Consider the following 24,805-nt stretch of genomic DNA (forward strand, 5'->3'; position numbering starts at 1 on the left):
ACGGCGAGCAGGTCGCCCGACAGCGACCTCTCGGCGGCATGAGCGGCTGCGGCGCGCTGAGCGTGGGCCGGAGCGTGGCACCGGGCCGCAACCGAGGGCCGAAGTGGGAGAAGCGGCAGCTCATCGACGGCATCGACGGCTGACGTATCACCCTGAAGCGCAGCCATCACACGGGGTGCAACGTCCCCATTGGCCCGGCTGTACGGCGCAGCAGGCCGCGCCGGCGGCGACCGGTCATCGGGGTCTGACGACGAACGCCGCACTGCTCACGGTCGCGTACGGCCTACGGCTGGTCCGAATGCCGGCGCGGCACATCGGGCGGTCCCTTGAGCTGTCCGCGCAGATTGGTGCGCCTCGACCAGCATCAACCGACATGCGCTACAGCCAACGTGGTCACGAGTGACCGGCGTTTGACCGATCAGCAGACTGCGGCCGAGTGTGCGGGCGTTGACCTGCGGCATTGGCGCGGTCGCGTCCCTCCTGATCGGCGCATGCTGCCATGCGGCGTCTCTGCGCTACTACTTCGAAGGACCCGCCGCTACCGCCGCCCCGCGCGCATCCGCCGAGGCGTTGACCGGGCGGGCTCACCGCCGCCTGAACCCGCTCCACAATGCGTGCGGTCGCCCAGCGACCGCACGCATTGTGGTCAAAATCCAGCAAGCCGCGCGTCCGGACCTGAACCGCACCGATGGGCGGCCAGCAGATCGCCAGGCCAGCTACCACCGGGCGCCCGCCGCTGGTCGATTTCCGCTTGTGCGACGACGACTCCGCTGAGCACGCGCTCGACATCCAGGCGGGGCAGATCATCCTCGGTCGCGCGCCGCAGCTCCGGGGTGATCAGGTCGTCGCTGAAGTCGGCCCGCACGGCAAGCCGCACTAGACGGGCAGGGGCGCTGATGCGCTCGGCGATATGAGGGCTTGTGTGGACGGCGATCGCCGTCCACACAGCTTCGAGTCGGTCCGTCCTCCAACCCTGCCCAATGAGCAGGTTGACAGCCAGGTCGGCGCCCTGCACCTCGAAGCGCTCTGGACCGCTCGCCAGCCTCGACGCCCCAATGTCGTGCAGGAGGCAGCTATGCACCAGCACTTCGTCCTCAACGTCGAGGTTGTCCTGCTCGCGCAGTGCCAGCGCATACCGCAGAACCCGGATGCTGTGATGAACGATCGCCGGTTCACAGGCATCGTTGAGAAGGGCCAAAGCTGCCGGCCCGCCAGGAACTGTGTGCACGAGACTGTCGAACATGCCCATCCAAACCTGCTAGCAGTGCCCGAGGCACCGAGATCAGTTCTGTCGACGCCCCTCAGCGGGATACGGAGCCGTCAGACGGCGGTCAGGCCGCCGTCGATCGCGAGCGCGGCTCCGGTGACGAACGGGGCTTCGTCGCTCAGGAGGAAGGCCGCGAACGCGGCGATCTCCTCGGGCCTTGCGATACGGCCCACCGGGTGCATGGCACCGGCAGAACGGAGGGCCTCCTCCGGGTTCGGGCCCATGTTTCCGCGCAGCAGAGGGGTGTCGACACCACCGGTGACAAGCGCGTTGATCCGCACGCCCGTCGCGGCCACGTCGAGTGCCGCCGACCGGGTGAGCCCGACGACGCCGTGCTTGGCCGCACTGTAGGCCGCCATGCCCGCCATACCGGTGACACCGAGGTTGGACGCGTTGTTCACGATCGAACCGCCGCCGGAGCCTTGCAGCGCAGGGATCTGGTGCTTCAGACCGTGGAAGACGCTGTTGAGGTTGAGTGCCAGTTCGGCACCCCAGGCGTCACCGTTGATGTCGGTTACCGGGCCGTACGCGGTGGCCGCGCCGACGTTGTTGAAAGCCCCGTCGAGGCGGCCGTAGTGGTCGACCGCCTGCTGGACCAGCCGCGCCATCTCGGCCTCGACCGTCACGTCGGTCGGCACGAAGAGGGCGTCGCGCCCGGCGGAACGCAGTTCGGCGGCGAACGCGTCGCCGGTGTCCTTGCTGCGGGCCGCCAGGACGACCTTTGCTCCCTCGGCGGCGACCCGCTCGGCGGTGGCCCTGCCCATGCCGGAGGTGGCACCGGTGATCAGAATGACCTTGTCTGCAAAACGGGTGGACACAGTTGATCCTTGTCTCTTGTCAGTGGGGTGTCTCAGTGGATGGTTCAGGCTGGGTGGTCGCTGCGTGGGTCAGAAGGTGAGCACGAGACGGCCGCGGACACCGCCGGCGGCGAATCGGCGGTGCGCGTCGGGTGCCTCGGCGGCGGGGAGCGCCTTCGCCACCCGCGGAATGAGTACACCCGCCTCGGCGAGCCGACGGATCTCGTCCAGCTTGTCCGTCCGGCCGGCGTAGTCGGGCACGAACGGCGTCAACACCGTGATGCCCCGGGTGCTCGCGGCCTGGTAACCGCCGGGCTCGTCGGCCTGACGGATCCGGAGCAGGGTGCCACCGTCGCGTACGGCATCGAACAGCATGGTTCCGAACAGCGCCACGTCGGCGACGGCATCCACACCATCCGGGAAGTGCGCCCGGATACCGTTGACGACCTCGGATCCCCTGGCCACCACAATGGCTGCACCGGACTCCCGGACCAGTGCCTCGTCGGCCGGGGCGGCGTCGGCGACCACGGTCAGCCCGGCGTTGCTGGCCATCTGAACCAGGTAGCCGCCGAGCGCTCCGGCGGCCCCGACCACGGCCAGGGTCGAGCCTGGCGCGAGCGCCATCTGGTCGAGTGCGAGCAGTGCGGTGAGTCCGTTCATCGGCAGCGTCGCCGCCGCTTCATGACTGGTGCCGGCCGGCGCGCGGACGACCCAGTTGGCCGGACGCACCACGTACTCGACGTAACCGCCACCGCTGTTCTCCAGGGTGCCTTCGGGGGTCGGCGTCACCGGCAGGAGCATCGCCATCACCCGGTCACCGACCGACAGATCGGTGACCGTACCCCTGCCGATCTCGTCGACCACGCCCGCGACGTCCATTCCGGGCACGTAGGGCCCTGGCACCCCGGCCAGGGCCGACGCGTGCACGCCCGAGCGCAGCAGGGTGTCGGACGGATTCACCGCCGCCGCGTGTACGCGTACTCGAACCTCGCCGGCGCCCGCATGCGGTTCCGGCAGTTCGATGACGCGCAGCACCTCCGGCGCCCCGAATTCGTGTAGACCAACAGCTCGCACAACATCTTCCTCTCGTGGTCCATCAAATAACTGGTGCACTCGGTTCGCCGGTGGTCCTGCCGCTCGGCAGTTCACACCCGTGCGCGTCGCACCCGGCTTGGTCTCCAGCACCGAGGACGGTCAGCTCCGGTTGGCGTTGGGCCCAGGCTTGCCTCAGTACCTCGGAGAAGGCCCAGACCGACTGGGCGCCGGAGACGCCGTACTTCCGGTCGATCACGAAGAACGGCACGCTGGTGATGCCTAGTCGCGCGGCCTCGTCCTCGTCTCTGCGCACCTCATCGGCGTACGCCCGCCTGTGGGCGAGCACGGCGCGTACCTCGGCCTCGTCGAGTCCCGCGCGGATGGCAATCTCCACCTGCTGCTCGGAGTCGTAGACGCTCGGAGCTACGTCGGCGGCGGCGTTTCCGATGATCCTGCTGGGCTCATCTGTGGCCCGGGTCCGTGAAGGGGTGTTCGCCCGGGCGCGCGCAGACCGTCGAGCAGGATGGTGACAACTCGACGCCACCCGTCGGGTCCCGCGTCGACACCGAGGCAGTGGTCGGTGTCCAGCGGCGCCCGTGAGCAGATCATGATGTCCTGCCAGGTCACGTCGGCACGCAGTTCACCGGCGGCGTGCGCCCGCTCGGTCAGCCGGATGACGGCTTCCTGCAGTGCGGCGGTCCGCTGCGCCAACTCGGGCGACGGCGGCCTTTCACACGCTGCGGTGACCTCGGCCAGACCCCGACTGTCCCGATGTGCTCCCGCCAACTCCATCACGAACTCGGCGAGCCCGTTCCATGGATCCGGGCGCTCGATGCAAGCTTGCGCGGCCTCGCCCAACTCGTCATAGAGGCCGAGGACCACGGCGTCGAGCAGTGCTTCCTTGGTGCCGAAGCGGCGGTACAACGTGCCCACTCCCACACCCGCGGCGGTGGCGATGTCCAGAGCCGACACGTCGAGCCCACGGGAGGCGATCGCCTCCCGTGTCGCGACGATCAGTTGGCGTCGGTTTCGGCGAGCGTCCGCCCGAACGTCAGACATGGGGCCGAGGCCAGACATGAGGGATCCGGCGCTCTTCACTGCCTCCGACCGCCTCCGACGCGTGCCGTGGCCGGACGGTTTCGTTGAAATGGAAATGACTCACGGAGCCTCCCTGCGCAGCCATCACTCGATCGAGCACCTCTAGGCGGACGGAAGTCGTCCGTATTTGACTCTAGCTCAATGGGACGGGAGCCGTCCGTTTTTCATGCCTTCCGCAAGGTGACCTCGGCCACCCATTCGCCTGGCGCGACGGGGCACGCTGCCGTCCGGGCCGATCTGCCAGCCCGACCCCGCCCGTCGAGCGCCCGCGCCGACCAATGCTGGTCCACTCGGCTCAGCCGGCACCTGCCCGAGGCGGCCCGCTCCGGTGCTTCAAGACGGTGGCCAGGGTCACCGCGTCGACCACCAGCAGAAGCGGACGACTTTCGTCCTCTTGAGCTAGGCTCGCTGTCAGCTAGAAGCGGACGGACTCCGTCCGCATAGACGGCTGAAGCGTAATGCGCGGATTGTCCGGTCTAGGGTCTTCGCCTCACGGAGGCACACGATCGAGCGTCCAAGACCGTCACCGAGACGAAAGGAACCAGCTCATGAGCAAGCAAGAAGTTCGTCGGGCAACCTCGCTGCGATCACGGGTCAGCGCAGCGGCCGCGGCGGCTGCGCTACTGGTCGGCGGCGGGGTGGGCATAGCGGCCCTCACCTCCCAGGCGGCGAGCGCGAACGACCACTCGACGAGCGCCTCCTCCAAGTCACTCGCCGACCGGGTGCAGCGCTTGGAAGACATCGAGGAAATCCACCAGCTCAAGGCCCGCTACTTCCGCTTCGTGGACGAGAAGAAGCACGATGACCTGGCCGCGCTGTTCACGCCCGATGCCCAGCTCGTGACTGACGGGATCACCTGGAAATCACCGAAGGAGTTCGCCCACACGATCCGCGACCTCACCGGCGCCGCCCCATCAGCCCACTCGGGAGCCATGCCAGAGATCACGATCACGGGACCGAACACCGCGTCCGGAACATGGTCGATGGAAGACATCCTTACCTTCCCGGCCGGCCCGAACGCTCCCGAGGGGCACAACGGCTACGGGCAATACCGCGAGACCTACAAGAAGGTCAACGGTAAGTGGCTCATCCATTCGGTACTGCTGACCCGTTTCTGGATGGACCCGCTGCCCGCCTGGACTCCTCCGGCGGCCACGACCCCGTCGAACCCCAGCACCCCGCGAACAACCACGAACGGCAGGTGAGGCAGCTGGCGTGTCGGGTTGCGTAACCCGACACGCCACCACCTTCCGAGCCACATGCCCAGGTTGGGGCGGAACCTCCGGTGAGATATCGGCTCATTGTGTTAGCCATGACCCAACGGATCATCGCCCCGGTGCGTCGGGGAAGGGTCTCGTAGTCGCGGACGAGCCAGCGGTGTGCATCAGCCAGCCAAAGGTTGTTCCACGTTGCCCACGAGGTGTCGCACACGGCGTCGCGTTCACCGGGATCCCCGAGATCCCGCGTCCCGGCCGGAGGTACCTGTCGGGGGCTGCACTGTCGTCAGCGAGCATATTTCTCGATGGCGGCCGGAGTCACCGGGGTGAAGAAGTTGACGAGGTTGCCGTCGGGGTCGCGGAACAGTAACGACCGGTTGCCCCAGGGCATCGTGGTGGGCTCGTTGACGAAGTTCTCGACGAGGCCGGCCAGGTTCTGATGCGCGCCGTCCACGTCGTCCACGAGGAATTCGATGATGACGGTACGGTTGTCGGCCGGCCGGGCTGCACCAGGCGCGAACAGCGGGACGGTGCGGGTGCTGCCGATCGCAAGCGTCGCGGAGGTGGTCCTGACCTCGGCGAAGTCCTCGTTGGCCCAGCTCGCCTGCACTCCCGTGGCTCGCTCGTAGAAGTCGACGAGGCGGACGACGTCGTCCGTGATGATGCGGGTAGAGACGAAGTTCATCGTGATCTCCTTGTTCCGGTGGAGCCGTTCTATCTCGCATGCTAGGACCAATACCGGACAGAATCGGTCCACATTTACGCTAAGTTCCACGCATGGCTCGACCTACCGCTCGCGTGCTCGCTCTGCTGGAGCTCCTACAGTCGGGCGGCAGCCGGACGGTGGCCGAACTCGCCGACCGGCTCGGCGTCGACGGGCGCACCGTGCGGCGGTACGTGGACCACCTGATCGAGCTCGACGTGCCCGTCGAGTCGGTGCGCGGCCGCTACGGCGGGTACCGGCTCGCCTCCGGATACCGCATGCCTCCGCTCATGCTGAGCGACGACGAAGGGCTCGCCGTGCTGCTCGGCCTGGTCGCCGGTCGCCGAGCGGGGTTGATGACGGCGACGGGCACGGCGAGTGAGACGGCGGCGGCGAAGATCCGGCGGGTACTGCCCAAGCGGCTCGCCCACCGGCTCGACACTGTGCTCGAATCCCTCACCTTCACGGCGCCGGCAGGCGAGTTCGCCGTCCCGGAGACCGTGCTTCTGCTCTCTCTCGCCGATGCCGTGCACCATCGACGGCCGGTCTCGATCAGGTACACCGCCGCCGACGGGCGGCACAGCGAGCGCACCCTGCACCCGTACGGGCTCGTCGCCCATTCGGGCCGGTGGTACGTCACGGGCGCGGATCCCGGGATCGGCGAAGACCGGACGTTCCGGTTGGATCGCATCACCGACGCGAGGACCCTGCCCGGCGCGTTCGAGCCGCCCGCCGGACTCGATCCGGCGCAGCGCGTCCTCTCAGGGCTCGCCAAGGCTCCGTACCGGCATCACGTGACACTGTGGATCCAGGGGACGGTCGAGCAGGTCCGCGCCCGACTTCCCCCCAGCGTGGCGAGCGTGGAGGAGTCACCGTCCGGGGCAGATGCAGATCCGGAGACCGAGCGCTGGCTGCGCGTCGAGCTGTGGGCGGAGCGGCTCGACTGGTTGCCTCCGGTGCTCGCGTCGCTCGACCGGCCGTTTGTCATCGAGCGACCGGATGAACTCCGCGATCTCGTCATCGCGCTCGCCGACCGGCTTGCGACCTCCGCCCGTGGAGTCCGCCTCACGGATAACGGCAGCCCGTGCTGGCCGTGCGCTGGCCAGTCCCGAGATCCGAACGACACGGACGGTGGGCCTGACCCGATTTGACGGACATCCGAGATCAGAGGGCTGTGAGCCCTCGAGGACGTTCACCATCCGAGGCACGAAGAAGATGGCACGCGCCCGCGCGGAACCCGAGCTACCGCACTCTCGCGGGCACCACCCCGCGCCGGACGAGCCAAGAAGAGATCACGACCCTGGTGACCGCGCTCGGCGCCATCACCACCGTGCTTCGTGACGCACCCCCAGCCGACAAGGCCGAGGTCTACCGGCAAACTCGGCCTCCGGCGGAACCACCAGCCTGAAACGCAGACGGTGCGGGTACCGAGAGATGACCCACAGACGCGGCGATGGCCTCGACCGATCGGAGCCGCTCCGCAGGCGGGCGGCGGCGAGGTCCATCCGCCACTGGGTCAGGGAGGCGACCGGGCTCTGGCCGATGGCGGCCGGGAAACGCCGGGCAAGCGTCGCCCGCCACCAACCCCGGCCCGGTCACGGCGGCGAGATCACGCTATCCCGGCTGAGTTGTCGACTGCTCGCCGCGGCGGGCCGAACGGACCGGGGCGGTGCGGGGTCGGCCGACGCGAAACACGGCGAGCGGAAGGCCTGCGACCCGCTCGGCGAGCCGACCGGCGGTCGCGGGGCAGTCGATGAGCTGGCTGAGCGGATGGACCGCCAGGCCGTGCCGGGCGAGAGCCAGCCACGTACGCAGCAGACGTCGGCCCGAGCTGATCTGGTCGTCGCCGTCGACGGCGAGGAGGACCAGGACGCTGCCGTCGTAGCGCAACAGGCCGCGGCCGCTGGCGGCCAGCAGCGCCGGCAGGCCCAGTCGGCGGGTGGCCGGGTACGCGCGCAGCGCGGCGGACAGGACACGCGCCTCGGTCCGGGACAGGCTGAGCGCCCGGTCCGTGAGTCCGTCGAGGTGATATCGCGGATGGCGTGGACTGAGACGCAGCCAGTCCCGCAACTCCACGGCGACGGCAGGTGTGCCGAACATCCACCGGTCGGCGACGGCCAGGTCCGATACGAGATCTCGGGTCGGGACGTGCGCGACACCCGGCTCGAGATCGGCGAGGACGGCGTCGTCGACGTACCCGGGTGCGTATGGACCACGGGCGACCCGGCGGGCCTCGATGTCGGCGATCGTGAACGGAGTCGCGTACCGGTGTGCCGCGGGGACCAGTCGTGGACCGGGTGCCACGGTGACGGTGAGGCCGAGTTCGGCGGAAACGATGAGGGATGTCTCGACGAACGCGCCGATACCGAGGGTCAGGTCACGCCCGGTCGGGTCGGAGTCGGGCAGGCGGCACGCGGGATCAACGTCGATGGTGATCTCGTCGGCGTGGTATTCCGGTCGCCACGGCTGCGTGTTGTGTGCGCTTGGTGCCCGGCGGCAGATCGCCTCGGTGGCCCGCAGCTGCTCGACCCAACTCACGCCGCTGTTCCTCGCTCGTAGAAGGTGTACCCGTGCAGTGGCCGCCCACCCGCGCGGCGGTACTGAGCGGCCGAAGCGACGTTCGTCCGCTCGACGAAGGTGCTGCGCAGCGTCCGGTAGCCGTTGCGGGCGAGGTTGCGATGCAACTCCCGGGACAGCAGCGTCAGGTACCCGTTGCCCTGCTCGTCGGGAACGGTGCCCTTGATGATGAGGACCGCGTCCCGCCGGTACCGGCCGCGGGTGGCGAGAAGCCGGAGCTGATTGATTACGCCGAGCCGACCGCCGACGCTCATCAGGTAGTCGGAGATGTCCGGCACGGTGACGACGAAGGCGACGGGTCGGCCGGCCTTCTCCAGCCAGAGCAGCAGCGCCTCGTCGAGGAGGAACGCCAGGCCGTCGGTCTGCTCCGCCAGTTGCTCGGCGGAGATGTCGGTGTAGTAGCCCAACTGCGCGAAGCTCGCGTTGAGCATCCGGCGCAGGATCGGCAGTTGGCTGCGCAGGTGCCACCGGGAGCCGTGCCGGACGACGAGCCGTTCGGCGGCCATCCGAGCATCGTCGAAGGTGAACCCGTGGTCGGTTCCGGCCGGAGCACCGGCGGCGGGCCGAGCAGCCGTGGCCGTGCCGGCGAGGTCGACTAGCCAGGTGTCGGCCTCGAAGCGACGGTGGAAGCCGTGCCGCTCGTACATTCTGGGGTAGTAGGCGGGGTTCCACGCCGAGTCCACGAAGCCACGGTCGGCGAAGCCGGAGGTGATCACCCCGCCGGTCTGGTTGGGCAGCAGGGCCACCGGCCCGAACAGGTGTCGACCGTCGGCCCGGGCCGCGACCGCGTCCATGATGGCGGCGAAGACATCGTCGTCGTCGACGAACTCGGTGTGCCCGAACAGCTGTCGTGGGCCGATCTTGTCGTCGAGGGGCGCGCTGCGGTGCATGCTGGTGCGTCCCACGACCTCGCCGCGTCGGTCGCGGACCACGAACAGCTCGGCGGCGTCCCGGTGGGCCGCGATGACCGAGGACACCAGGGGTACGTACCGGTCGGTCGGGTGGAGCCGGAGCGGGAAGTCGACGAATGCGCGCAGGTCGGCCCGCGACTGCACGGGGTCCACTCTCATGCGCGGTGCACCGGCGGGCCGGACGTCTCACGCGAGAGCGGCGTGAACGTGGGTATGTGTGCCATGACGTCGGCCTCGGCGCGCCAGATGCCGTTGCTGTAGCCCTCGGGCTCGGCGTTGTAGAGGCGGATGTAGCCGCCTGTCGCGTTCTTCGTGCCGTGATCGGTCACCCAGCACATGAGGTCCCGGTGATGACGGCTGCGGGCGAACGTCAGGAGCGCGTCACGGTCGCTGAAGAAGGCGATGGTGCCGAGCGTGAACGGGAACTGGTAGTAGACGGTGTGCCAGCGGTATCCGTCCATCTGTCTCATCTGCCGGACCATTCGGATCCAGGTCCGGGTGAGCGTGATGATCGAGCGCGGCCCCCGTTAACGGGTGGCGCCGACGAACATGGCTGTCGCCTGGCCCACCGGGGGCGCGGCGGAGAAGTCGGTGGTCCTCATGCCGGGGCGCCCTTCACCAGGTAGACATTCTTGACTCTGGACGCCGCGTCGGCGAACGGGCCGGTGCCGTACTCGTGGACCTCGACCCGCAGGTCGGCGGCGGTCGGGTCCTCGGCGAGGGACTCGGCGAAGTCCCGGCTGACCTCGGCGAGGTGGCGCAACACCCCCGCGCGGCAGGTGTCGGTGAGGGTCCGCCGCTGCACCGGGTCGAGCGCCAGGCCCTCGCGGAGTTGCAGGTTGACCACCGGCCGGCTCTCCAGGTCGGCCTGCTCGGTCACCGCCAGGCAGAAGCTCTGCAGCAGGTGCGCCTGGGGATTGCCGGCATAGAGGCCGTACTCGACGTCCTGCGGGTAGATGTTGGCGCCCATGTAGGAGATCGTGCTGTCCTTGCGGCCGTACAGGAACAGCAGTGGTAGACGCATCCGGTCCACCTGCCAGGCACGGTCCGCGGCGGCCCGCGCCGCGGGGTCGGCGATCGCGGCCAGGACATCCGGGTACGAGATCAGCCGGCCCTCGTCGCCGATGTTGTAGCGGACCCGGGGATTGAGCACCGCCGTGGAGTTGATCGTGCAGAGCACCTCGTGGTCCGCTGTGGTCTCCAGGTAGGTCTCCAGCGGGTTGTACTGGAAGACCATCGGCAGCCGGTGCTCGTCCGCGCCGAGCAGCGCGGTCCGCAGCGCGGCGTCGGTACGCAGCTGTCGGCGGACCCAGACGCTGAAGTCGCTCTCCCCCGCCATGCCGATGGTGAGGTCGCTGGCCCCGTAGCCGGAGCGCACCTTGACGAAGCGCTCCTCCAGGTAGTCGCGCAGCGCTTCGGTCATCCCCTCACCGCCGACCAGTCCACTGATGCGGTATTCGGCCCAGGGGAAGTCAACGGCGTCGAGCTGGTCGCGCAGGTGCTTGAGGAACGGCGGGTAGGCGGTGACGATGTAGTCGAAGCCGGGGCCGAAGTACGACAGGGTGTCGACGATCTTCCGCAGGTCGGGTCCCGTGTTCTTGACCATCGCGATCGCCGACATGGCGATGCCGGTGTTGGTCCCGGTGGCCCAGGCGCCCATCGAGTACGCGTTGATGACGAAGCGCCGCTCGGACGGGAACACCATCGTCGCGTAGCCGGCCAGGTTCTTGTGCACCGAGCGCAGCTCACGGCGGCTGCGGATCCAGTTGAACGGCTGGCCGGACGAGCCCGACGACTCGTCGACCACGCTGCCGGCGATCTCGATCCGCCCGTGCCGGCAACGCTGCGCCTCCGGGTACGCCTGCACGTACGACCGCTTGTCGGTGGGCGGGTAGGACGACAGATCGAACCAGCGGAACCGCCAGTGGTGGCGGCGGAGAAAGACCCCGTACGCGGGCACGTCGATCGCGGCGAACTGGCAGGTCATCCAGGCGTGTAGCCGGGCGAAGCGGCCCATGTAGGGGCGGTACTGACGTGCCGTGAGCCGCCACACCGCCGGATGGATCCGGTAGAGGGTGTAGAGCCAGGTCAGAGCGAAGCTCGCGGCCCGCAGGGTCCACCGACGCAGGAATGTCACCACGCGGCAACACTAGGGGTCGGTCGAGCCGGCCACCTGATGACGAATACTCAGCCCTCCTGAGTATTCGAACCCCCGCGGGTTGCCACGAGTTCGGGACGAGGCCGGGTCGGCTCGGGGACCGAACAGTGAGCCTTTTCCAAGCTCATTGACTGCTAGCTGTCGTTGCCCGGGTGGCACGTCAGTGCCGAATCAGGCCGCCGACATCTGATATCGACGTTCAGACCGACTCTGATGCTCGATCGCCAGATGCGCCTCAGCGGCCGGAATCACCCGCGAGTCCACGCCTAGCAGGCGTTCGACCACCGAAACGCAGCCCGTCTCCTCGGCGACCTCCCGCACCACAGCATCGAACGGATCCTCCGCCTGCTCAACCTTGCCACCCGGAAGGGTCCAGTGGGTGTCCCCCGTCGGCGACACATGACGGGCGAGCAGCACACGCCCCTCGTCGATGCACACGGCATATGCCGCCAGCCGGAAACTCATCCGTGTACCTCCCCACCGGACCTTAGCGAGCCGGCGACGACCTTCGCGTGACCGGCGTTCGGCGAGGCCCTTTCATGGTGCGTAGCGATCGGCTTCGACGTGGTGCAGGACGAGGATGGCGTGCACGATCGGCGTGGGCAGCAGCGCAGCTGGGCCAGCATCTTCCAGGTTCGAGGGTGAAGATGGCACCTAGGCCCAGCGAATCCGCTGCACCCTTCGGAGCGGTCCTTTAGGCTGCGTGGGCGGGCCGCCGCCCAGTTCTACGCAGGCGTCGCATTGCCGCTGTCTGGATCAGTCCGGGCATCCCCCTCTGCGGCCTGCCGGCTACCGGTGAGGAGCAGCGGTGACCCAGAGCGAACGACATCGCCCGGAAGTAGTCGTGGGACTGGTGGCAACCCCACCGGACCAGCCCGCCCGGGTGGCTGCGAGGCTCACTGCGGAGCTCATCGACGGGCTCACCGCACGGGTGAGCCCGGACGTGCGGTGGACCGTCCGAGAAGGCTGGGGGAAGGTGGCGCCCCGTCGCGATGGCGGCGCGGAGGCGCTGCTCGACGAGCTTGCCCGGCGGCGCACCGACGATCAGTGGGACGTCGCCATCTGCCTGACCGATCTGCCACTGCATTTTGAGCGGGCGCCTCTGGTCGCTCAGACCTCTGGCCGACGCCACGTCGGGATAATTTCCCTGCCCGCGCTGGGACTGCGCCAGATGCACGCGGTCCGCGCAGCAGTCCCGGATCTGGTGGGCCAACTGCTGGCCGACGCCGCCGATCACCGGGTGCCGCCGGCACGCCGGGGACCGGCCGAGACGACACGACATCTTCCCGCTGTCCGTCGGGTGATCGACGGGGCCGACGCCGGTGAGCGGCGCTACGTCGCCTCGGGGCTGATCGGCCGGGTGCGACTGTTGACCGGCATGGTTCGCGCCAACCGTCCTGGACGGGCCCTGCTTGGCCTGTCCAAGCTGTTGGTCGGCGCGTTCGGCACGGCGGCATTCGCGCTCACCACGGACACCATCTGGCAGATGGGTGATGCCCTCGGCGGACTCCGGCTGGCCGTGATCATGGTGCTCGGGTTGGGCGCGTTGGTGGCCTGGTTGATCGTTGGGCACGACCTATGGGAGAAGCCGAGCCGCGAGACACCGGCCGAGCTGGCACGGCTGTTCAACCTGGGTACGATTCTCACCCTCAGTCTGGCCACAGCGGTGTCCTACGTGGTGCTGTTCGTGGGAACGGTGCTCGTCGGGGCGCTGCTGATCGACACATCCGTGTTCGAGCAGGTTCTGCAGCGGCCGGTGCACACCGGTGACTATCTGACGCTCGCCTGGATCACCAGCTCACTGGCCACCGTCGGCGGCGCGATCGGCTCAGGGCTGGAAAACGAGGAAACCGTCCGGGCCGCCGCATACGGCTACCATCCCGAACCCGGGGGCTGGCAGGACGAGAAGAGCATGGAGCGGTCCAGCGGCGCCAGCTGAGCGGGGCCCCCGCTGCCGGGTCCGGGGTAGGAGCGACGGGTACTGGCGACGGCATCATCAGTTGGTGGGCTGGAAGACGGCTCGCACGCATCCGTCGAGTTTCTGTTTGAACATCTCGTAGCCGCGCGGCGCTTCGTCCAACGGCATGGTGTGTGTCGCGAGATGTTCGGTGACCAGTTCGCCGCGGGCCATCCGCTCCAGCAGCATGGGAATGTAGCGCTGTCCGTGCTGCTGTGCGCCGCGCAGCGTGAGCCCCTTGTTCATCACCGCTCCGAGGGGAAACTTGTCGACCAGGCCGGCGAACACGCCCAGGATGAACACGCTGCCGCCCTTGCGGCAGTTGTAGATCGCCTCCCGGGCGGCGATCGGGCGGTCGGATTCGATGCGCAGTTGTTGCTTGACCTGGTCGTACAGGAATTGCGGACCGCTGCTGTGCGACTCCATCCCCACTGCCTCGATGCACACGTCGGGGCCTCGACCGCCACTGCGCTCCAACAATTCGCCGCTGACGTCCTGCTGCTCGTAGTTCAGCGTCTCGACACCGAGATGTGTCTGCGCCATCTGGAGCCGGTTGTCGAGTCGGTCGATCACGATCACCCGATCGGCACCGAGGAGCACCGACGCCCGAGCCGCCATCTGTCCGACCGCACCGGCGCCCCAGACCGCAACGACATCGCCCGGTTTGACCCCGGCGAGGTCAGCGCCCATCCATCCCGTCGGCGCGGAGTCGGAGGCGAAGAGCGCGCGCTCGTCGCTCACCTCGTCCGGGACGGTGAAGGCACCCTGGTCGGCGTAGGGGACGCGGATGAACTCGGCGTGGCTGCCGGCGAAGCCCCCGAGGGCGTGCGAGTAGCCGTAGCAGCCTCCGGGCGCGGCACCCCAGACGTTCTCGGTGATCATCGGGTTCGTGTTCCCGTTGTCGCAGAGCGAGAACTGTTGTTGCTGGCAGTACCAGCACTTGCCGCAGGAGACGAACGAGCAGACGACGACGCGGTCGCCCACTTTGTGCTTACGTACCTGCGAGCCGACCTCGACGACGTCGCCGAGGAACTCGTGCCCGAGGACATCGCCGCGTTCCATGAACGGGATGTACCCGCCGAGCAGGTGCAGATCCGACCCACAGGTCACCGTCCGACGGACCCGCACGATGATGTCCTGCTCGTTGCGGATCTGCGGCTCCGGCACCTGCCGCACCGCGAGCTCGTTGGCCCCCTCCCAGACCAGCGCCTTCACAGCCGTCCCTCCCGTCGACCCTGTGCGGTGGCCACTCGCAGTGGCTTGTTCGTCGGAGTCGGCTCGGTCGTGGGCGGATAGTCCGGATGCAGGACCTCACTAGTCTCGATCAGTTGCTTCGACTCTCGCAGCGCAGCCCGGATCGCCTGTTCCGGATCCCGGCCGGTGACCCGTCGGGCCGCGGCGGCAGCAGGGAGTCGGGCGCCGTCGCGCAGCCGTACGGCGATCTCGGTCCCCCGGTCGCCGGGGGCCGGCCGGACCTGGACTTCGACGGCGTCGCCAAGCCCGGCCAGCGGCTCGGGGAACCGGCCGCCCGGGGCGACGTCACCGGCCGGTCGGTTCACCGTTGCCACATGCCACCGCGCCCCGCGCCGCCGGCCCTGAACCCGTTGCCACTGGTCACCGCCCCGGCCACCCCCAGCGAGCAGGCGCCGGACCATCATCCCGCCGGCGATCGCGACCGCACCACCGATCAGCCACCTCATGTCCGCCCCTGTCACCTGGTCTGCTCGTTCGGCACCGTCGAAAATCGGCAACCTTCAGAGCAAACCCTTTCATAAAGGGCGGGCCTCGCAGGGGGTGTTTGTGACACTCGCGGAGTTTCCGCTGGTCACGGCACCGGCACTGCTCCCGCCGGAACGGCCGCCGGCCCTACAACATCTCCAAGGGTTGCGGGCCAGCAGGTGGCGGGAACGCCCTGTCGAGTGCCGCGATGTCTTCCTCGGTCAGGTGCAGATCGCGCGCCTCCGCGTTCTGGCGGGTGTGTTCCGAGTTGGACGATCGGGGAATTGCCGCGACCATCTCCTGCCTCAGCACCCAGGCCAACGCGACCTGAGCGGGCGTCGCCCCGTGCCGGGCGGCGACCTCCGCGACCTGGTCGTGGCCGAGTAGCCTGCCCTGCTCGATCGGGGAGTACGCCATCACCGGGATCCGGTGTTCACGGAGCCACGGCAGCAGGTCGTACTCAGGTCCGCGCCGCGTGAGGTTGTACAGGATCTGGTTGGTCGCGCAGTCGTCCCCGCCGGCCTCGAGCAGCTCGGTCATGTCGGAGAGGTCGAAGTTGCTCACGCCCCACTGTCCGATGTCGCCGGCGTCGACGAGTTCGGCGAAGGCCTCGATCGTCTCCGCGAGTGGATGTGAGCCGCGCCAGTGCAGCAGATAGAGGTCGATGTGATCGACGCCGAGTCGTTGCAGGCTGCGGCGGCAGGCCTGCACGGCCCCCTGGCGGCTGGCGTTGGACGGCAGCACCTTGTCGACCAGGAACACGTCTCCGCGCCGGCCGACAATGGCCTCGCCGACAAGCTCCTCGGAGGCGCCGTCGCCGTACATCTCCGCAGTGTCGATCAAGGTCATGCCCAGGTCCAGGCCAGCCTGCAGGGCCGCCAGCTCATCCCGTCGCCTGGCGGGGCGCTCACCCAGGTACCACGTGCCCTGGCCGAGTATGGGCATGGTCTGACCGGACGGCAGTTCGACCGAAGCGGTGGGGAGAGTCATGTCGGCCTTTCCGGGGCCTCGGCGCCAGTGGATCAGTGCGTTACCCGCTTCGAGCGAAGGCAGTCTCGTACGGCGACCCGCCCTCCGGGCCCCGCCGCATCGGCGGGCGCACCTATCCGTCTATCCCTGAGCGACCTTCGGTGACCTGTTTCTCGGTTCCAACACCGGGAAGGCGGCCGTGAGCGAAACGATGCGCCGTCGACGGGGCGGCGCCGCGAGGGAGAGGCCACCCGAAATGGCGCAGAGCCAGCAGCCCCTGACCGGCAAACGAATCGCTTGTCTCGCCGCCGACGGGGTGGAGGACGTGGAGTACACCCAGTCCCGGGCCGCCGCGGAGCAGGCGGGCGCCGAGGTGCACCTGATCTCGTTGAACTCCGGCGAGATCCAGTCCATGAACCAGGACATCGACCCGGCCAACCGCTATCGGGTGGACCGGACCGTGAACGAGGCCAGCGCGGCCGACTACGACGCCCTGCTGTTGCCGGGCGGGACGGTCAACCCCGACCGGCTCCGGATGAACCCACAGGCGATGGACTTCGTCCGGGCGTTCTTTCAGCAACAGAAGCCGGTGGCGGCGATCTGCCACGGCCCGTGGTCGTTGGTCGAGACCGGCATGGTCAACGGCCGGACCGTCACCTCGTTCCCCAGCCTGCGGACCGACATCCGCAACGCGGGCGGGAACTGGGTGGACCAACAGGTACAGGTCGACAATGGCCTGGTCACCAGTCGCAACCCCAGTGACCTTCCGGCGTTCTGCGCCAAGATGGTCGAGGTGTTCGCCCAGGGCGAGAACGTCCGCCAGATGGCGACCGCCTGACGTGGTGAGGGCTCAGGAACCAGAGGAGCAGAACCGGGCCTGAGTCCGCACCGCGGCGGCGCTTCGCCGGTCGGTGCGCCGCCGCGGTGAGGCTCTTGGATCGACGTCCGGATACAGGCGCTTGGCAGGGGTCGACGACGACCTGGGCGTACCGCTGCTGGCGGTAGCGGCCCGCACTCCTTGCTGAGCCGCAGGACAGGGATCACCTCCGTGCCGCGACTGATGTGCGGTTGAGGTGATTTTCGAGGGGTATGCGGGTCTCTATGAGTCTCGTCCCGGACTTCTTGAGCCGGATCGGCTCGGCCGGGCTGTGACCGGATGGAGGCTACCCGTGACTCAACTAGCAACCCGAGAGGCCGCCCAGGTCAGACGGGAAGACGTGCGACGGCGAGGGCGCCGGCTCGGCTGGATGAGTCTCGGCCTGGGGGTGGCGCAGCTGGCAGCACCGGACACGGTGCGCCGGATCAGCGGGGTGGACGACTCCTCGACCTCCCGCGCCGTGGTGCCACTGGTCGGGGCGCGGGAGTTGGTCCATGCAGCCGGGCTCCTGACGAGCCGGCGCAAGGGCATCTGGGCGTGGACCCGGGTCGTGGGCGACGCGATGGACCTGGCCTCCCTCGGGGTCGCCATCGCTCACCGTAGCGGGCACCGCCGGCGCCGTCTCGTCGGTGTCACCGGTGCCATCGTCGGGATCACGGTGGTCGACCTGCTGACCGCCATGCAGGCCACCCGCGTGCAAAGGATGAGCTCAGGGCCGGCGGTACGAGGCACACGCGAAGGAGGATCCATGGAGCTGACAGCCACGACAACCATCCGCAAACCCCCGCCCACGGTCTACGCGTTCTGGCGTGACCTGGACAACCTGCCCACGTTCATGGCCCACCTGGAGCAGATTCGCGCCACCGGCGACCGTACGAGCCACTGGTCCGCCAGCGCGCCCTTCGGCAAGAATGTCGAGTGGGACGCGGAGATCATCGACGAGAGACCCGGGGAGACGATCGCGTGGCGGTCCACCGGGAACGCCGACGTGCCGAACGCCGGCACGGTCCGGTTCGTTCCCGCCCCGGATGGGGTCAGCACCGAGGTGCATGTCGTCATGTCGTACGACATCCCGGGCGGCCCGGTCGGCAAGGTGGTCGCCAGGTACTTCGGTGAGGAACCGCACCAGCAACTGGACGACGACCTGCGCCGGCTCAAGCAGGTGCTGGAGACCGGTCAGGTGGTTCGATCCGAGGGCGCCCCGTGGGGCAAGCGGGCCCGCAAGGAGTTCCCGCAGCGTCCGGCGCAACCGCTGTCGGACTCCGAGCTCGCGAAGGGGGCAGACGCGTGAGGGCGAACACCTGGGCGGGCCGCAACAAGGTCAAGGTCCGTGACGTGCCGGACCCGAAGATCCTCAACGACCGCGACGCCATCGTACGGATCACCTCCACCGCGATCTGCGGCTCGGACCTGCACCTGCTCGACGGGTATGTGCCCACGATGCAGGACGGCGACGTCATGGGTCACGAGTTCATGGGCGAGGTGGTGGAGGTCGGCCGGGGCGTCGACCCAGGTCGGCTGCGCGTCGGGGATCGGGTTGTCGTGCCGTTCCCGATCGCGTGCGGCGCGTGCGGTGCATGCGCCGCCGAGCTGTACTCCTGCTGTGAGAACTCCAACCCCAACGCCGGGATCGCGGAGAAGATGTTCGGTCACCCGGTTGCCGGGATCTTCGGCTATTCGCATCTGACCGGCGGCTTCGCCGGCGGTCAGGCGCAGTACGCGAGGGTTCCGTTCGCCGACGTCGGTCCGCTGAAGATCGAGGCCGACCTCACCGACGAGCAGGTGCTGTTCCTTTCCGACATCCTGCCCACCGGCTACATGGGCGCCGAGATGTGCGACATCCAGCCCACCGACGTGGTTGCGGTGTGGGGCGCCGGTCCGGTCGGGCAGTTCGCGATGGACAGCGCCCGGGCGCTCGGCGCGGCGAAGGTCATCGCCATCGACAAAGAGCCGTACCGGCTGCAGATGGCCGAACGGGCGGGCCATACGCCGGTGAACTTCGAGGATGTGGACGTGCGGTCCCGGCTGCTGGAACTGACCGGTGGGCGGGGGCCGGACAAGTGCATCGACGCGGTCGGCATGGAAGCCAGCCACGGTGCCGCGCACGTGCACGCCTACGACCGGATCAAGCAGGCAGTCCGCTCGGAGACTGAGCGCCCGCACGCGCTACGGCAGGCGATCCTGTCCTGCCGCAGCGGCGGTATCGTGTCGGTGATCGGCGTGTACGGCGGCTTCCTCGACAAGTTCCCGGCCGGGGCGTGGATGAATCGGGCGCTGACCCTGCGTACCGGTCAGTGCCACGTGCAGCGCTACATGAAACCGCTGTTGCAGCGCATCGAACGTGGGGAGATCGACCCGACCCGGGTCATCACCCACACCCTGCCACTCGACCAGGCGGAACGCGGCTTCGAGATCTTCAAGAACAAGCAGGACAACTGCGAGAAGGTCGTCCTCAAACCCTGACCACCACCCGCATCCGGCCACCGCGGCACTCACGGTGGCCGGATGCGACGTCTGTGCGCGGGCGCCGACCTTTTGCGGACGGCCTGCACTCGCAACCCCGGCTCTCATCTGTTTGCCATGGACGACCCTGGGTAGGCGCGGTCGGTGAGCGGGCCAGACGCAGACCTAGGCACCCGGTCCGACACCAGCCGCGCGGTGGCGTTCAGCGACGCCATCTTCGCCATCATCATCACGTTGCTGGTCCTGGACCTGCGGGTGCCGGACGTTCCTCCTGGCCGCCTCCTGCCCGGCCTGCTCGAGCAGTGGCCCTCGTATGCCGCTTATCTCGCTTCCTACTTGTATGTGGCCGTTGTCTGGCTCAACCACAAGGCGGCGTTCAACCGCATCCAGCAGGTCGATCGCGGCCTGCACTGGATGAACCTGCTCGTGCTGTTCAGCACGGCGTTGCTGCCGTTTCCGACCGCCGTCGTGTCGGACGCGCTGCAGGAGCACAACAACGCGGACCAGCGGGTGGCCGTCGCCTTCTACGCGCTGATCGGCGCGTTGCTGTGCGCTACCTGGCTGGCGTTCTACCACTACCTGGCGAAGAACCCGGACCTGCTCAAGGACCAGGCCAGGGGCGGCTTCTTTCCCGTCGAGCGGGTCAGAGCCCTCGTCGGGGTCGTCCTGTACGTCCTCGCGGGGTTGATCGGCTACCTTGTCGCGCCGTTGATCGGCCTGGTCATCTTCGTCCTCCTGCCCATCTTCTACGCCATCACCAGCGCTGGCCTGTACCAGTCGCCCGTGACCCGACGTATCACCCACAGTCCTCCGCCACGACCCTGAAGACGGACGAGCCGCCGTTTCACCCCTACGACGGCGGGTACCCGCCGCAATCCGGTTCGAGAGGGGATCCGGGGTGAACGACAACGAGTTCATTCGGTCTGTGGCAGCACGACCCAAGGTTCCGCCCGCCCGAGAAGGCTGAATCCATCACCCGAGCCACGCTTGAGACCGTGGCGGGCCAGGGTCGGGACAGCTCCAGCCCCGCCGAATCGGCACCTGCTCCCGTTCGGACGTTAGGCGAAACCCGAGGAGTGCGTGATGACCGAACCGGAGAGCCGGGACACGGGCGCACGGGAGTCGCCGGCGCAACCACCTCAGCGCGTGGATGGGCAGCGCGACGCCGAGGAAGGCGCAAAATCCGCCGGACCGGGCGAGAGCCGCCGTGTCGCCGACGGGCCGACGGCTGCCAAGCCCGGCGAACAACACCCCCTCGTTCCGGAGAGTGGCGGGCACGGCCTTCCTCAGCCGGCCGGCGGGCGCAGCAGCAAGACGATGTCAGACCCGGACGTCGTCCTCCAGATCCCGCAGGTCAAGGTTGAGCAGATCTACGTCGAGGTAGACGATCTGGATACCTCTGTCTCTCTGCGAGCACGGCTGGGCAGCCTGCTCCAACTCGACGTGGGCGTTCAGGCGCATCTCGGCACGGTGAAGGTCGACATCAAGGGCGTCGAGGCCGAGGCCATGCTCGAGGTTCGGCTCGATGAGGTCCGGGGCATCCTCGACAGCGCCCTCCACACGATCGAGCGCAACCCTCAGATCATCGAGTCCTTGGCGAAGACGGTGGACAACGCGGTGAACCAGGTCGGGCAGACGGCGCAGGAGACCCTGGGACCCAATGGACCGCTGTCGCAGACGCTGCAGCAGGCGACCCAGCAGGTCGGCCAACAACTCAGGCAGGCCACGCAGCAGCTCGGACAGAGCACCCAGCAACTTGCTCAGAGCAGCGGGACGGAGGCTGGCGGCGGCATGGAGGGCCTCGGCGGCATGCTGGGCGGGTCTCCGGCCCAGGCCGCGTGGCAACGGATGAAGAAGATTGTCAACAGCAGCCAGCCACTGAGGCAGGTCACGACGTGGCTGGCTGGACCGCAGGGGCAACAGCCGCCGAGCTGACTCGACGTCCGCCGTGGTGGTGGCAGAGCAACTGGCCAGGTCACGCCACTGTCCGCTGCCCGGGGGTCACGACTGGCCCAGATTGGTGACCAGGTTGACCGCGACGGCCAGGATGCCGGTTCCGAAGGTGTAGGAGAGCAGCGCGTGCCCGAGCGCGATCCGACGCACGCGGTTGCTTGTCGGTTCGTTCTCGCCCGGGGCGTAGGACATACCGACTGTGAAGGCGACGTACGCGAAGTCGGCGTACGCCGGTGGATCCTCTTGCTTGAAGTCGATGCCACCATCGTGGCGGTAGTACAGCCGGGCGTACTTCAATGCGAAGACCGTATTCACCAGGGCCCACGCCAGGACCACCGCGACGACGCTGAGGATCACCAGCGTCACAGCCACCACGTCCTGCTGGTCCGAGGCGCGGATGAGCGCCTCGGCCACGGCCACGAGGCTGATGGCGGACGCGATCAGGATCGCCGCATCGGTGGACCGGGACTGCTGCTCCGCCTCGGCAAGCTGCTCGGTACGTCGTGGGTTCGCCGACCAGCACGCCCGCCACACCCAGACGAGGATCGTGCCGGCCGCGATCGTCCACATCACCAGCGGCGTCAACTCCGGCGCCCCGACCAGCGCGGTGGCGGCCCCCGCGACGACACCGACCGCCAACGACCACAGGGCACGCCGGACCGACAGCAGCCGTCCCCGCGCCGGTCGTCCCAATTGCTGCTCCACCCGCTCAGCGTTGCAGCTCGAAACGGATCATATGGGATGTACCCGACGGGATTACCGGTTCAGGTGTCACTATGTCTGAGCCGTGGAGGCACTCCGGACGAATTGACCAACACCTGTCAGAAGCTGCTCAACCGCGCGACGCGGGTACGAGGGCTGCGGCGCTCAGCGGTCTACTCCGTTGGAGGTGTGCGCTGCGCCAACCGGCTTGGACTGCGAGGACCCCCGTTGTCGCAAGGTAGATTGCCGAGCTGATGCTCGTTGTAGGCGGCGACCCCGGTGATGGACTGGGCCAACCACGACAGCATGAAGATCGCGCCGAGAACCAGACCCAGCGAGCGGGAGAACAGCGCCCGTCGCAGGCCACCGACCCGCGCCCACGTCGGCGCGGGGGCGCCTCAACCACCCTGCAGTACGCAGTGATATGGCTTGTCGCCCCGAGCGGTGCATCCGGCGGCGACAACGCGCCAGCCACCGGGGAAGACGGCGAGGAAGACGGTGTCGCCGTCGAGTCGCACCTGCGCCTGCTGGCCGTACACTTCGCTGGCCAAGACCTGCCCGGGCCCTTGCAGGCCCTCGTCCAGGATGGTCTCGGCGCACGGCTTGCCGACGGAGCGCTCAAGCCCGGCTGCGGTATCGGGTGCCAGAAAAGAGCAGGCCCCAACCCCGTCCTTCTCGGCGATCGCGGTCAGCATCCGCAGCGCGACGTCAGCCGCCGCGTCACCCCGTGCGGTCACCGGGCCGCATCCTCCGGTCGTCACCGCCAGCGCCGCGCCCACCATTGCCACCCGCACGGCGCGCCAGTGGGATGCGTCGAGTGACGTTCGACGTGATCGAACAGCGACCCGCAGCGGGTGCTCCGCTGCTCTGGCATCCGCACCGTCGAAGGCTCCAGGCGGGGTCAGCCGACCGGCTCGCTTACATCAGATCCGGCACGGGCGTCGGCGAGGAACCGTCGATAGACCGCCTCGTAGCTGTACGCCATCCGGGTGGTCGAGAAGTTCTCCGCCACGTGCGCCACGCAGTCCGCCGGATCGAGCCGCTCCACGGCGCGCAGGGCGTCGGGTAGCTCATCGGGGTGTTCGCAGACCAGGCCGGTCACTCCGGAGCGGACCAACTCCGGTACCGCGCCTCGGGCGAGCGCGACCACGGGCGTTCCGGTTGCCATCGCCTCCACCATCACCATGCCGAAGGGCTCATCCCAGCGAATGGGCATGATCAGGCAGCGGGCCTCCACCAGCATCCGCAGGGTGGCCTCCCGGTCGGCGTTGAAAACCACGCTGACGTCGTCGCCGAGCATCGGCTCGATCACCTCGTCGTAGTACTGGCGTTCAGCCGGCTCGTTGCACTTGCCCGCGAGCACCAACGGCAACCCGGCCGCCCGACACGCGCGAATCGCCACGTCCGGGCCCTTGTCAGGACTGAACCGGGCCAGCCACAGCACCGGTCCGGCGCCGGGTTCGGCCTTGTACGGGATAAGCCGGGGGTCCAAGGCATTGTGCACCGTGCCGGCCCACGGCAGCCCCGGATTCAACCGGCGCTGCCCATGCGAGATGGCGACCAGGCCGACTCGCCGGTCGGTGTCGCTGAGCACGTCGCCGTGCTCGCCCACCGGGTTGCCGTGCACGGTGGCCACCGTCGGCACGGCGCGACGCCCTGCGACCAGCGGACCGACCACTGTGTGATCGTGGATCAGATCGAAGTCCGCCGCCCTGATCAGGTGGTTCACCCGGGCCAGGTGAGCCAGCTCCGGCAGCGACTCGCCGAGCCGTGCGAATTGCAGCTCGGGGGCGGTGGAGACGAAGCTAGGGGCGGCGGTGCCGTGCCGGTCGCCGGTGCCGAACAGGGTCACCGCGTGACCGTGCAGCACGAGTGCGTCCACCAGCCCGGCAACGACCTGTTCCACCCCGCCGTAGCCCGGCGGCGGCACCGGCAGCCAGGGTGGAACGACCATCGCGATGCGCAGGGGCCGATCACGGGTGAGTGCAGCTGCTTGGCCAACGGCCATGAGTCCTCCGATCGGTCACCGGTACGCGTGCTCGGCTGCTGGCTTCCCGCCAAACAGCACCACTAACCCGTCACTCAGTGTCACAGTTGCTGGCTGATCAGTCACTCAGCGCCACTGAGCTTGTGCGATTTAGTCCTTCACCCCTCCCGCAGTGCCTTGCGCCGCCGAAAGCGCCTCCATGCTCGTGACCACAAAGGAGAGCCATCCGCTCCTCGGGACGCGGCCGACGCCCTCGGTCGTCGCGTCGCGTCGCGTCCTGACGCCGCCGTCGCCGACTGAGCGGAGACTCCGGATGAGGCACCGCCCGGCCTTCGGATCCGCCGCCACCACTCCCGCCCGCCGAGCATGGACGTCCAGGCCGGTGAATTACCGGATAAGCAACTTTCGTAGGGGT

Annotated in this window: 26 protein-coding genes and 1 pseudogene; 8 read left to right on the top strand and 19 right to left on the bottom strand. The window is 68.5% G+C overall.

What is annotated here, in order from left to right:
* Positions 1–646 precede the first annotated feature (646 nt).
* The 5 genes from AB0877_RS12180 to AB0877_RS12200 all read right to left on the bottom strand — a co-directional run bounded on the left by AB0877_RS12180 (position 647) and on the right by AB0877_RS12200 (position 4,158).
* On the bottom strand, positions 647–1,249 hold the full coding sequence (locus tag AB0877_RS12180; RefSeq protein WP_366608615.1) for an HD domain-containing protein: 603 nt from the start codon (positions 1,247–1,249) through the stop codon (positions 647–649).
* A 71-nt stretch (positions 1,250–1,320) separates the two neighbouring features.
* Complete coding sequence (locus tag AB0877_RS12185; protein ID WP_366608616.1) at positions 1,321–2,085, bottom strand: SDR family oxidoreductase; 765 nt, start codon at positions 2,083–2,085, stop codon at positions 1,321–1,323.
* Between the two features lie 69 nt (positions 2,086–2,154).
* Positions 2,155–3,138: an NADP-dependent oxidoreductase gene (locus AB0877_RS12190; protein WP_366608617.1), complete on the bottom strand. Its 984-nt coding sequence runs from the start codon at positions 3,136–3,138 to the stop codon at positions 2,155–2,157.
* Positions 3,139–3,160: 22 nt separating this feature from the next.
* The gene (locus tag AB0877_RS12195) at positions 3,161–3,550 is read right to left on the bottom strand and encodes a DsbA family protein (protein WP_366608729.1); all 390 of its coding nucleotides are present in this window, start codon (positions 3,548–3,550) and stop codon (positions 3,161–3,163) included.
* A complete protein-coding gene (locus AB0877_RS12200) occupies positions 3,523–4,158 on the bottom strand; it encodes a TetR/AcrR family transcriptional regulator (RefSeq protein WP_366608618.1) in 636 nt (211 codons plus the stop codon). Before AB0877_RS12200 ends, AB0877_RS12195 begins: the two co-directional genes overlap by 28 nt.
* Before the next feature lie 587 nt (positions 4,159–4,745).
* On the opposite strand from AB0877_RS12200, the gene AB0877_RS12205 reads away from it, so the two are divergent.
* Positions 4,746–5,402: a nuclear transport factor 2 family protein gene (locus AB0877_RS12205; protein ID WP_366608619.1), complete on the top strand. Its 657-nt coding sequence runs from the start codon at positions 4,746–4,748 to the stop codon at positions 5,400–5,402.
* Between the two features lie 298 nt (positions 5,403–5,700).
* Here the strand turns inward: AB0877_RS12205 and AB0877_RS12210 are convergent, their stop codons facing one another.
* Positions 5,701–6,099: a VOC family protein gene (locus AB0877_RS12210; protein WP_366608620.1), complete on the bottom strand. Its 399-nt coding sequence runs from the start codon at positions 6,097–6,099 to the stop codon at positions 5,701–5,703.
* Positions 6,100–6,191: 92 nt separating this feature from the next.
* Between AB0877_RS12210 and AB0877_RS12215 the strand changes: the two genes are divergently transcribed.
* A complete protein-coding gene (locus AB0877_RS12215) occupies positions 6,192–7,268 on the top strand; it encodes a YafY family protein (protein ID WP_366608621.1) in 1,077 nt (358 codons plus the stop codon).
* A gap of 463 nt (positions 7,269–7,731) precedes the next feature.
* On the opposite strand, the gene AB0877_RS12220 is transcribed toward AB0877_RS12215, so the two are convergent.
* From AB0877_RS12220 to AB0877_RS12245, 6 genes and pseudogenes are all read right to left on the bottom strand, one after another.
* Complete coding sequence (locus tag AB0877_RS12220; protein WP_366608622.1) at positions 7,732–8,655, bottom strand: hypothetical protein; 924 nt, start codon at positions 8,653–8,655, stop codon at positions 7,732–7,734.
* On the bottom strand, positions 8,652–9,764 hold the full coding sequence (locus tag AB0877_RS12225; protein ID WP_366608623.1) for a hypothetical protein: 1,113 nt from the start codon (positions 9,762–9,764) through the stop codon (positions 8,652–8,654). The genes AB0877_RS12220 and AB0877_RS12225 overlap by 4 nt, the downstream gene beginning before the upstream one ends.
* Entirely contained in the window at positions 9,761–10,075 is a 315-nt protein-coding gene (locus tag AB0877_RS12230; RefSeq protein WP_366608624.1) for a DUF4188 domain-containing protein, read from the bottom strand. The genes AB0877_RS12225 and AB0877_RS12230 overlap by 4 nt, the downstream gene beginning before the upstream one ends.
* A gap of 128 nt (positions 10,076–10,203) precedes the next feature.
* A complete protein-coding gene (locus AB0877_RS12235; protein WP_366608625.1) occupies positions 10,204–11,745 on the bottom strand; it encodes a phenylacetate--CoA ligase family protein in 1,542 nt (513 codons plus the stop codon).
* 189 nt (positions 11,746–11,934) lie between these two features.
* Positions 11,935–12,228, bottom strand: coding sequence for an NUDIX domain-containing protein (locus AB0877_RS12240; RefSeq protein ID WP_366608626.1), 294 nt, complete (start codon positions 12,226–12,228; stop codon positions 11,935–11,937).
* 72 nt (positions 12,229–12,300) lie between these two features.
* Positions 12,301–12,401: pseudogene (locus tag AB0877_RS12245) on the bottom strand (IS5/IS1182 family transposase); the annotation flags it as partial.
* Positions 12,402–12,571: 170 nt separating this feature from the next.
* Here AB0877_RS12245 and AB0877_RS12250 point away from each other — a divergent pair.
* Positions 12,572–13,702, top strand: coding sequence for a hypothetical protein (locus tag AB0877_RS12250; protein WP_366608627.1), 1,131 nt, complete (start codon positions 12,572–12,574; stop codon positions 13,700–13,702).
* 57 nt (positions 13,703–13,759) lie between these two features.
* Here AB0877_RS12250 and AB0877_RS12255 read toward each other — a convergent pair whose 3' ends face one another.
* From AB0877_RS12255 to AB0877_RS12265, 3 genes are all read right to left on the bottom strand, one after another.
* Complete coding sequence (locus AB0877_RS12255) at positions 13,760–14,935, bottom strand: zinc-dependent alcohol dehydrogenase (protein ID WP_366608628.1); 1,176 nt, start codon at positions 14,933–14,935, stop codon at positions 13,760–13,762.
* Positions 14,932–15,420: a hypothetical protein gene (locus AB0877_RS12260; RefSeq protein ID WP_366608629.1), complete on the bottom strand. Its 489-nt coding sequence runs from the start codon at positions 15,418–15,420 to the stop codon at positions 14,932–14,934. Before AB0877_RS12260 ends, AB0877_RS12255 begins: the two co-directional genes overlap by 4 nt.
* 166 nt (positions 15,421–15,586) lie before the next feature.
* Positions 15,587–16,429: an aldo/keto reductase gene (locus tag AB0877_RS12265; RefSeq protein WP_366608630.1), complete on the bottom strand. Its 843-nt coding sequence runs from the start codon at positions 16,427–16,429 to the stop codon at positions 15,587–15,589.
* 235 nt (positions 16,430–16,664) lie between these two features.
* On the opposite strand from AB0877_RS12265, the gene AB0877_RS12270 reads away from it, so the two are divergent.
* The 5 genes from AB0877_RS12270 to AB0877_RS12290 all read left to right on the top strand — a co-directional run bounded on the left by AB0877_RS12270 (position 16,665) and on the right by AB0877_RS12290 (position 21,683).
* Positions 16,665–17,246 (top strand): type 1 glutamine amidotransferase domain-containing protein, encoded by a 582-nt coding sequence (locus tag AB0877_RS12270; protein WP_366608631.1) that lies wholly within the window; start codon positions 16,665–16,667, stop codon positions 17,244–17,246.
* A 409-nt stretch (positions 17,247–17,655) separates the two neighbouring features.
* Positions 17,656–18,576, top strand: a complete 921-nt coding sequence (locus tag AB0877_RS12275) for an SRPBCC family protein (RefSeq protein ID WP_366608632.1) — start codon at positions 17,656–17,658, stop codon at positions 18,574–18,576.
* Positions 18,573–19,748 (top strand): zinc-dependent alcohol dehydrogenase, encoded by a 1,176-nt coding sequence (locus tag AB0877_RS12280; RefSeq protein ID WP_366608633.1) that lies wholly within the window; start codon positions 18,573–18,575, stop codon positions 19,746–19,748. Before AB0877_RS12275 ends, AB0877_RS12280 begins: the two co-directional genes overlap by 4 nt.
* A 144-nt stretch (positions 19,749–19,892) precedes the next feature.
* On the top strand, positions 19,893–20,573 hold the full coding sequence (locus AB0877_RS12285) for a TMEM175 family protein (RefSeq protein WP_366608634.1): 681 nt from the start codon (positions 19,893–19,895) through the stop codon (positions 20,571–20,573).
* 258 nt (positions 20,574–20,831) lie between these two features.
* Positions 20,832–21,683 carry a hypothetical protein gene (locus AB0877_RS12290; RefSeq protein ID WP_366608635.1) on the top strand — a complete coding sequence of 284 codons (852 nt, stop codon included), beginning with the start codon at positions 20,832–20,834 and terminating at the stop codon, positions 21,681–21,683.
* 66 nt (positions 21,684–21,749) lie between these two features.
* Here AB0877_RS12290 and AB0877_RS12295 read toward each other — a convergent pair whose 3' ends face one another.
* The 4 genes from AB0877_RS12295 to AB0877_RS12310 form a co-directional block, all read right to left on the bottom strand.
* A complete protein-coding gene (locus tag AB0877_RS12295; protein ID WP_366608636.1) occupies positions 21,750–22,406 on the bottom strand; it encodes a DUF1345 domain-containing protein in 657 nt (218 codons plus the stop codon).
* A gap of 170 nt (positions 22,407–22,576) precedes the next feature.
* The gene (locus AB0877_RS12300) at positions 22,577–22,765 is read right to left on the bottom strand and encodes a DUF6766 family protein (protein WP_366608730.1); all 189 of its coding nucleotides are present in this window, start codon (positions 22,763–22,765) and stop codon (positions 22,577–22,579) included.
* 36 nt (positions 22,766–22,801) lie between these two features.
* A complete protein-coding gene (locus tag AB0877_RS12305) occupies positions 22,802–23,140 on the bottom strand; it encodes a hypothetical protein (protein WP_366608637.1) in 339 nt (112 codons plus the stop codon).
* A gap of 164 nt (positions 23,141–23,304) precedes the next feature.
* A complete protein-coding gene (locus AB0877_RS12310; RefSeq protein ID WP_366608638.1) occupies positions 23,305–24,411 on the bottom strand; it encodes a glycosyltransferase family 4 protein in 1,107 nt (368 codons plus the stop codon).
* Positions 24,412–24,805 lie beyond the last annotated feature (394 nt).

The sequence above is a fragment of the Micromonospora sp. NPDC047644 genome (genome assembly GCF_040704315.1).
In the GTDB taxonomy this organism is placed as follows: Bacteria; Actinomycetota; Actinomycetes; order Mycobacteriales; family Micromonosporaceae; genus Micromonospora.

Excerpts from the sequence above, each read along its gene's own strand:
- AB0877_RS12180 (WP_366608615.1), bottom strand. The coding sequence starts at position 1,249 with ATGGGCATGTTCGACAGTCTCGTGCACACAGTTCCTGGCGGGCCGGCA.
- AB0877_RS12200 (WP_366608618.1), bottom strand. The coding sequence starts at position 4,158 with ATGTCTGACGTTCGGGCGGACGCTCGCCGAAACCGACGCCAACTGATC.
- AB0877_RS12205 (WP_366608619.1), top strand. The coding sequence starts at position 4,746 with ATGAGCAAGCAAGAAGTTCGTCGGGCAACCTCGCTGCGATCACGGGTC.
- AB0877_RS12210 (WP_366608620.1), bottom strand. The coding sequence starts at position 6,099 with ATGAACTTCGTCTCTACCCGCATCATCACGGACGACGTCGTCCGCCTC.
- AB0877_RS12215 (WP_366608621.1), top strand. The coding sequence starts at position 6,192 with ATGGCTCGACCTACCGCTCGCGTGCTCGCTCTGCTGGAGCTCCTACAG.
- AB0877_RS12225 (WP_366608623.1), bottom strand. The coding sequence starts at position 9,764 with ATGAGAGTGGACCCCGTGCAGTCGCGGGCCGACCTGCGCGCATTCGTC.
- AB0877_RS12230 (WP_366608624.1), bottom strand. The coding sequence starts at position 10,075 with ATGAGACAGATGGACGGATACCGCTGGCACACCGTCTACTACCAGTTC.
- AB0877_RS12240 (WP_366608626.1), bottom strand. The coding sequence starts at position 12,228 with ATGAGTTTCCGGCTGGCGGCATATGCCGTGTGCATCGACGAGGGGCGT.
- AB0877_RS12260 (WP_366608629.1), bottom strand. The coding sequence starts at position 15,420 with ATGAGGTGGCTGATCGGTGGTGCGGTCGCGATCGCCGGCGGGATGATG.
- AB0877_RS12265 (WP_366608630.1), bottom strand. The coding sequence starts at position 16,429 with ATGACTCTCCCCACCGCTTCGGTCGAACTGCCGTCCGGTCAGACCATG.
- AB0877_RS12270 (WP_366608631.1), top strand. The coding sequence starts at position 16,665 with ATGGCGCAGAGCCAGCAGCCCCTGACCGGCAAACGAATCGCTTGTCTC.
- AB0877_RS12275 (WP_366608632.1), top strand. The coding sequence starts at position 17,656 with ATGAGTCTCGGCCTGGGGGTGGCGCAGCTGGCAGCACCGGACACGGTG.
- AB0877_RS12290 (WP_366608635.1), top strand. The coding sequence starts at position 20,832 with ATGACCGAACCGGAGAGCCGGGACACGGGCGCACGGGAGTCGCCGGCG.
- AB0877_RS12310 (WP_366608638.1), bottom strand. The coding sequence starts at position 24,411 with ATGGCCGTTGGCCAAGCAGCTGCACTCACCCGTGATCGGCCCCTGCGC.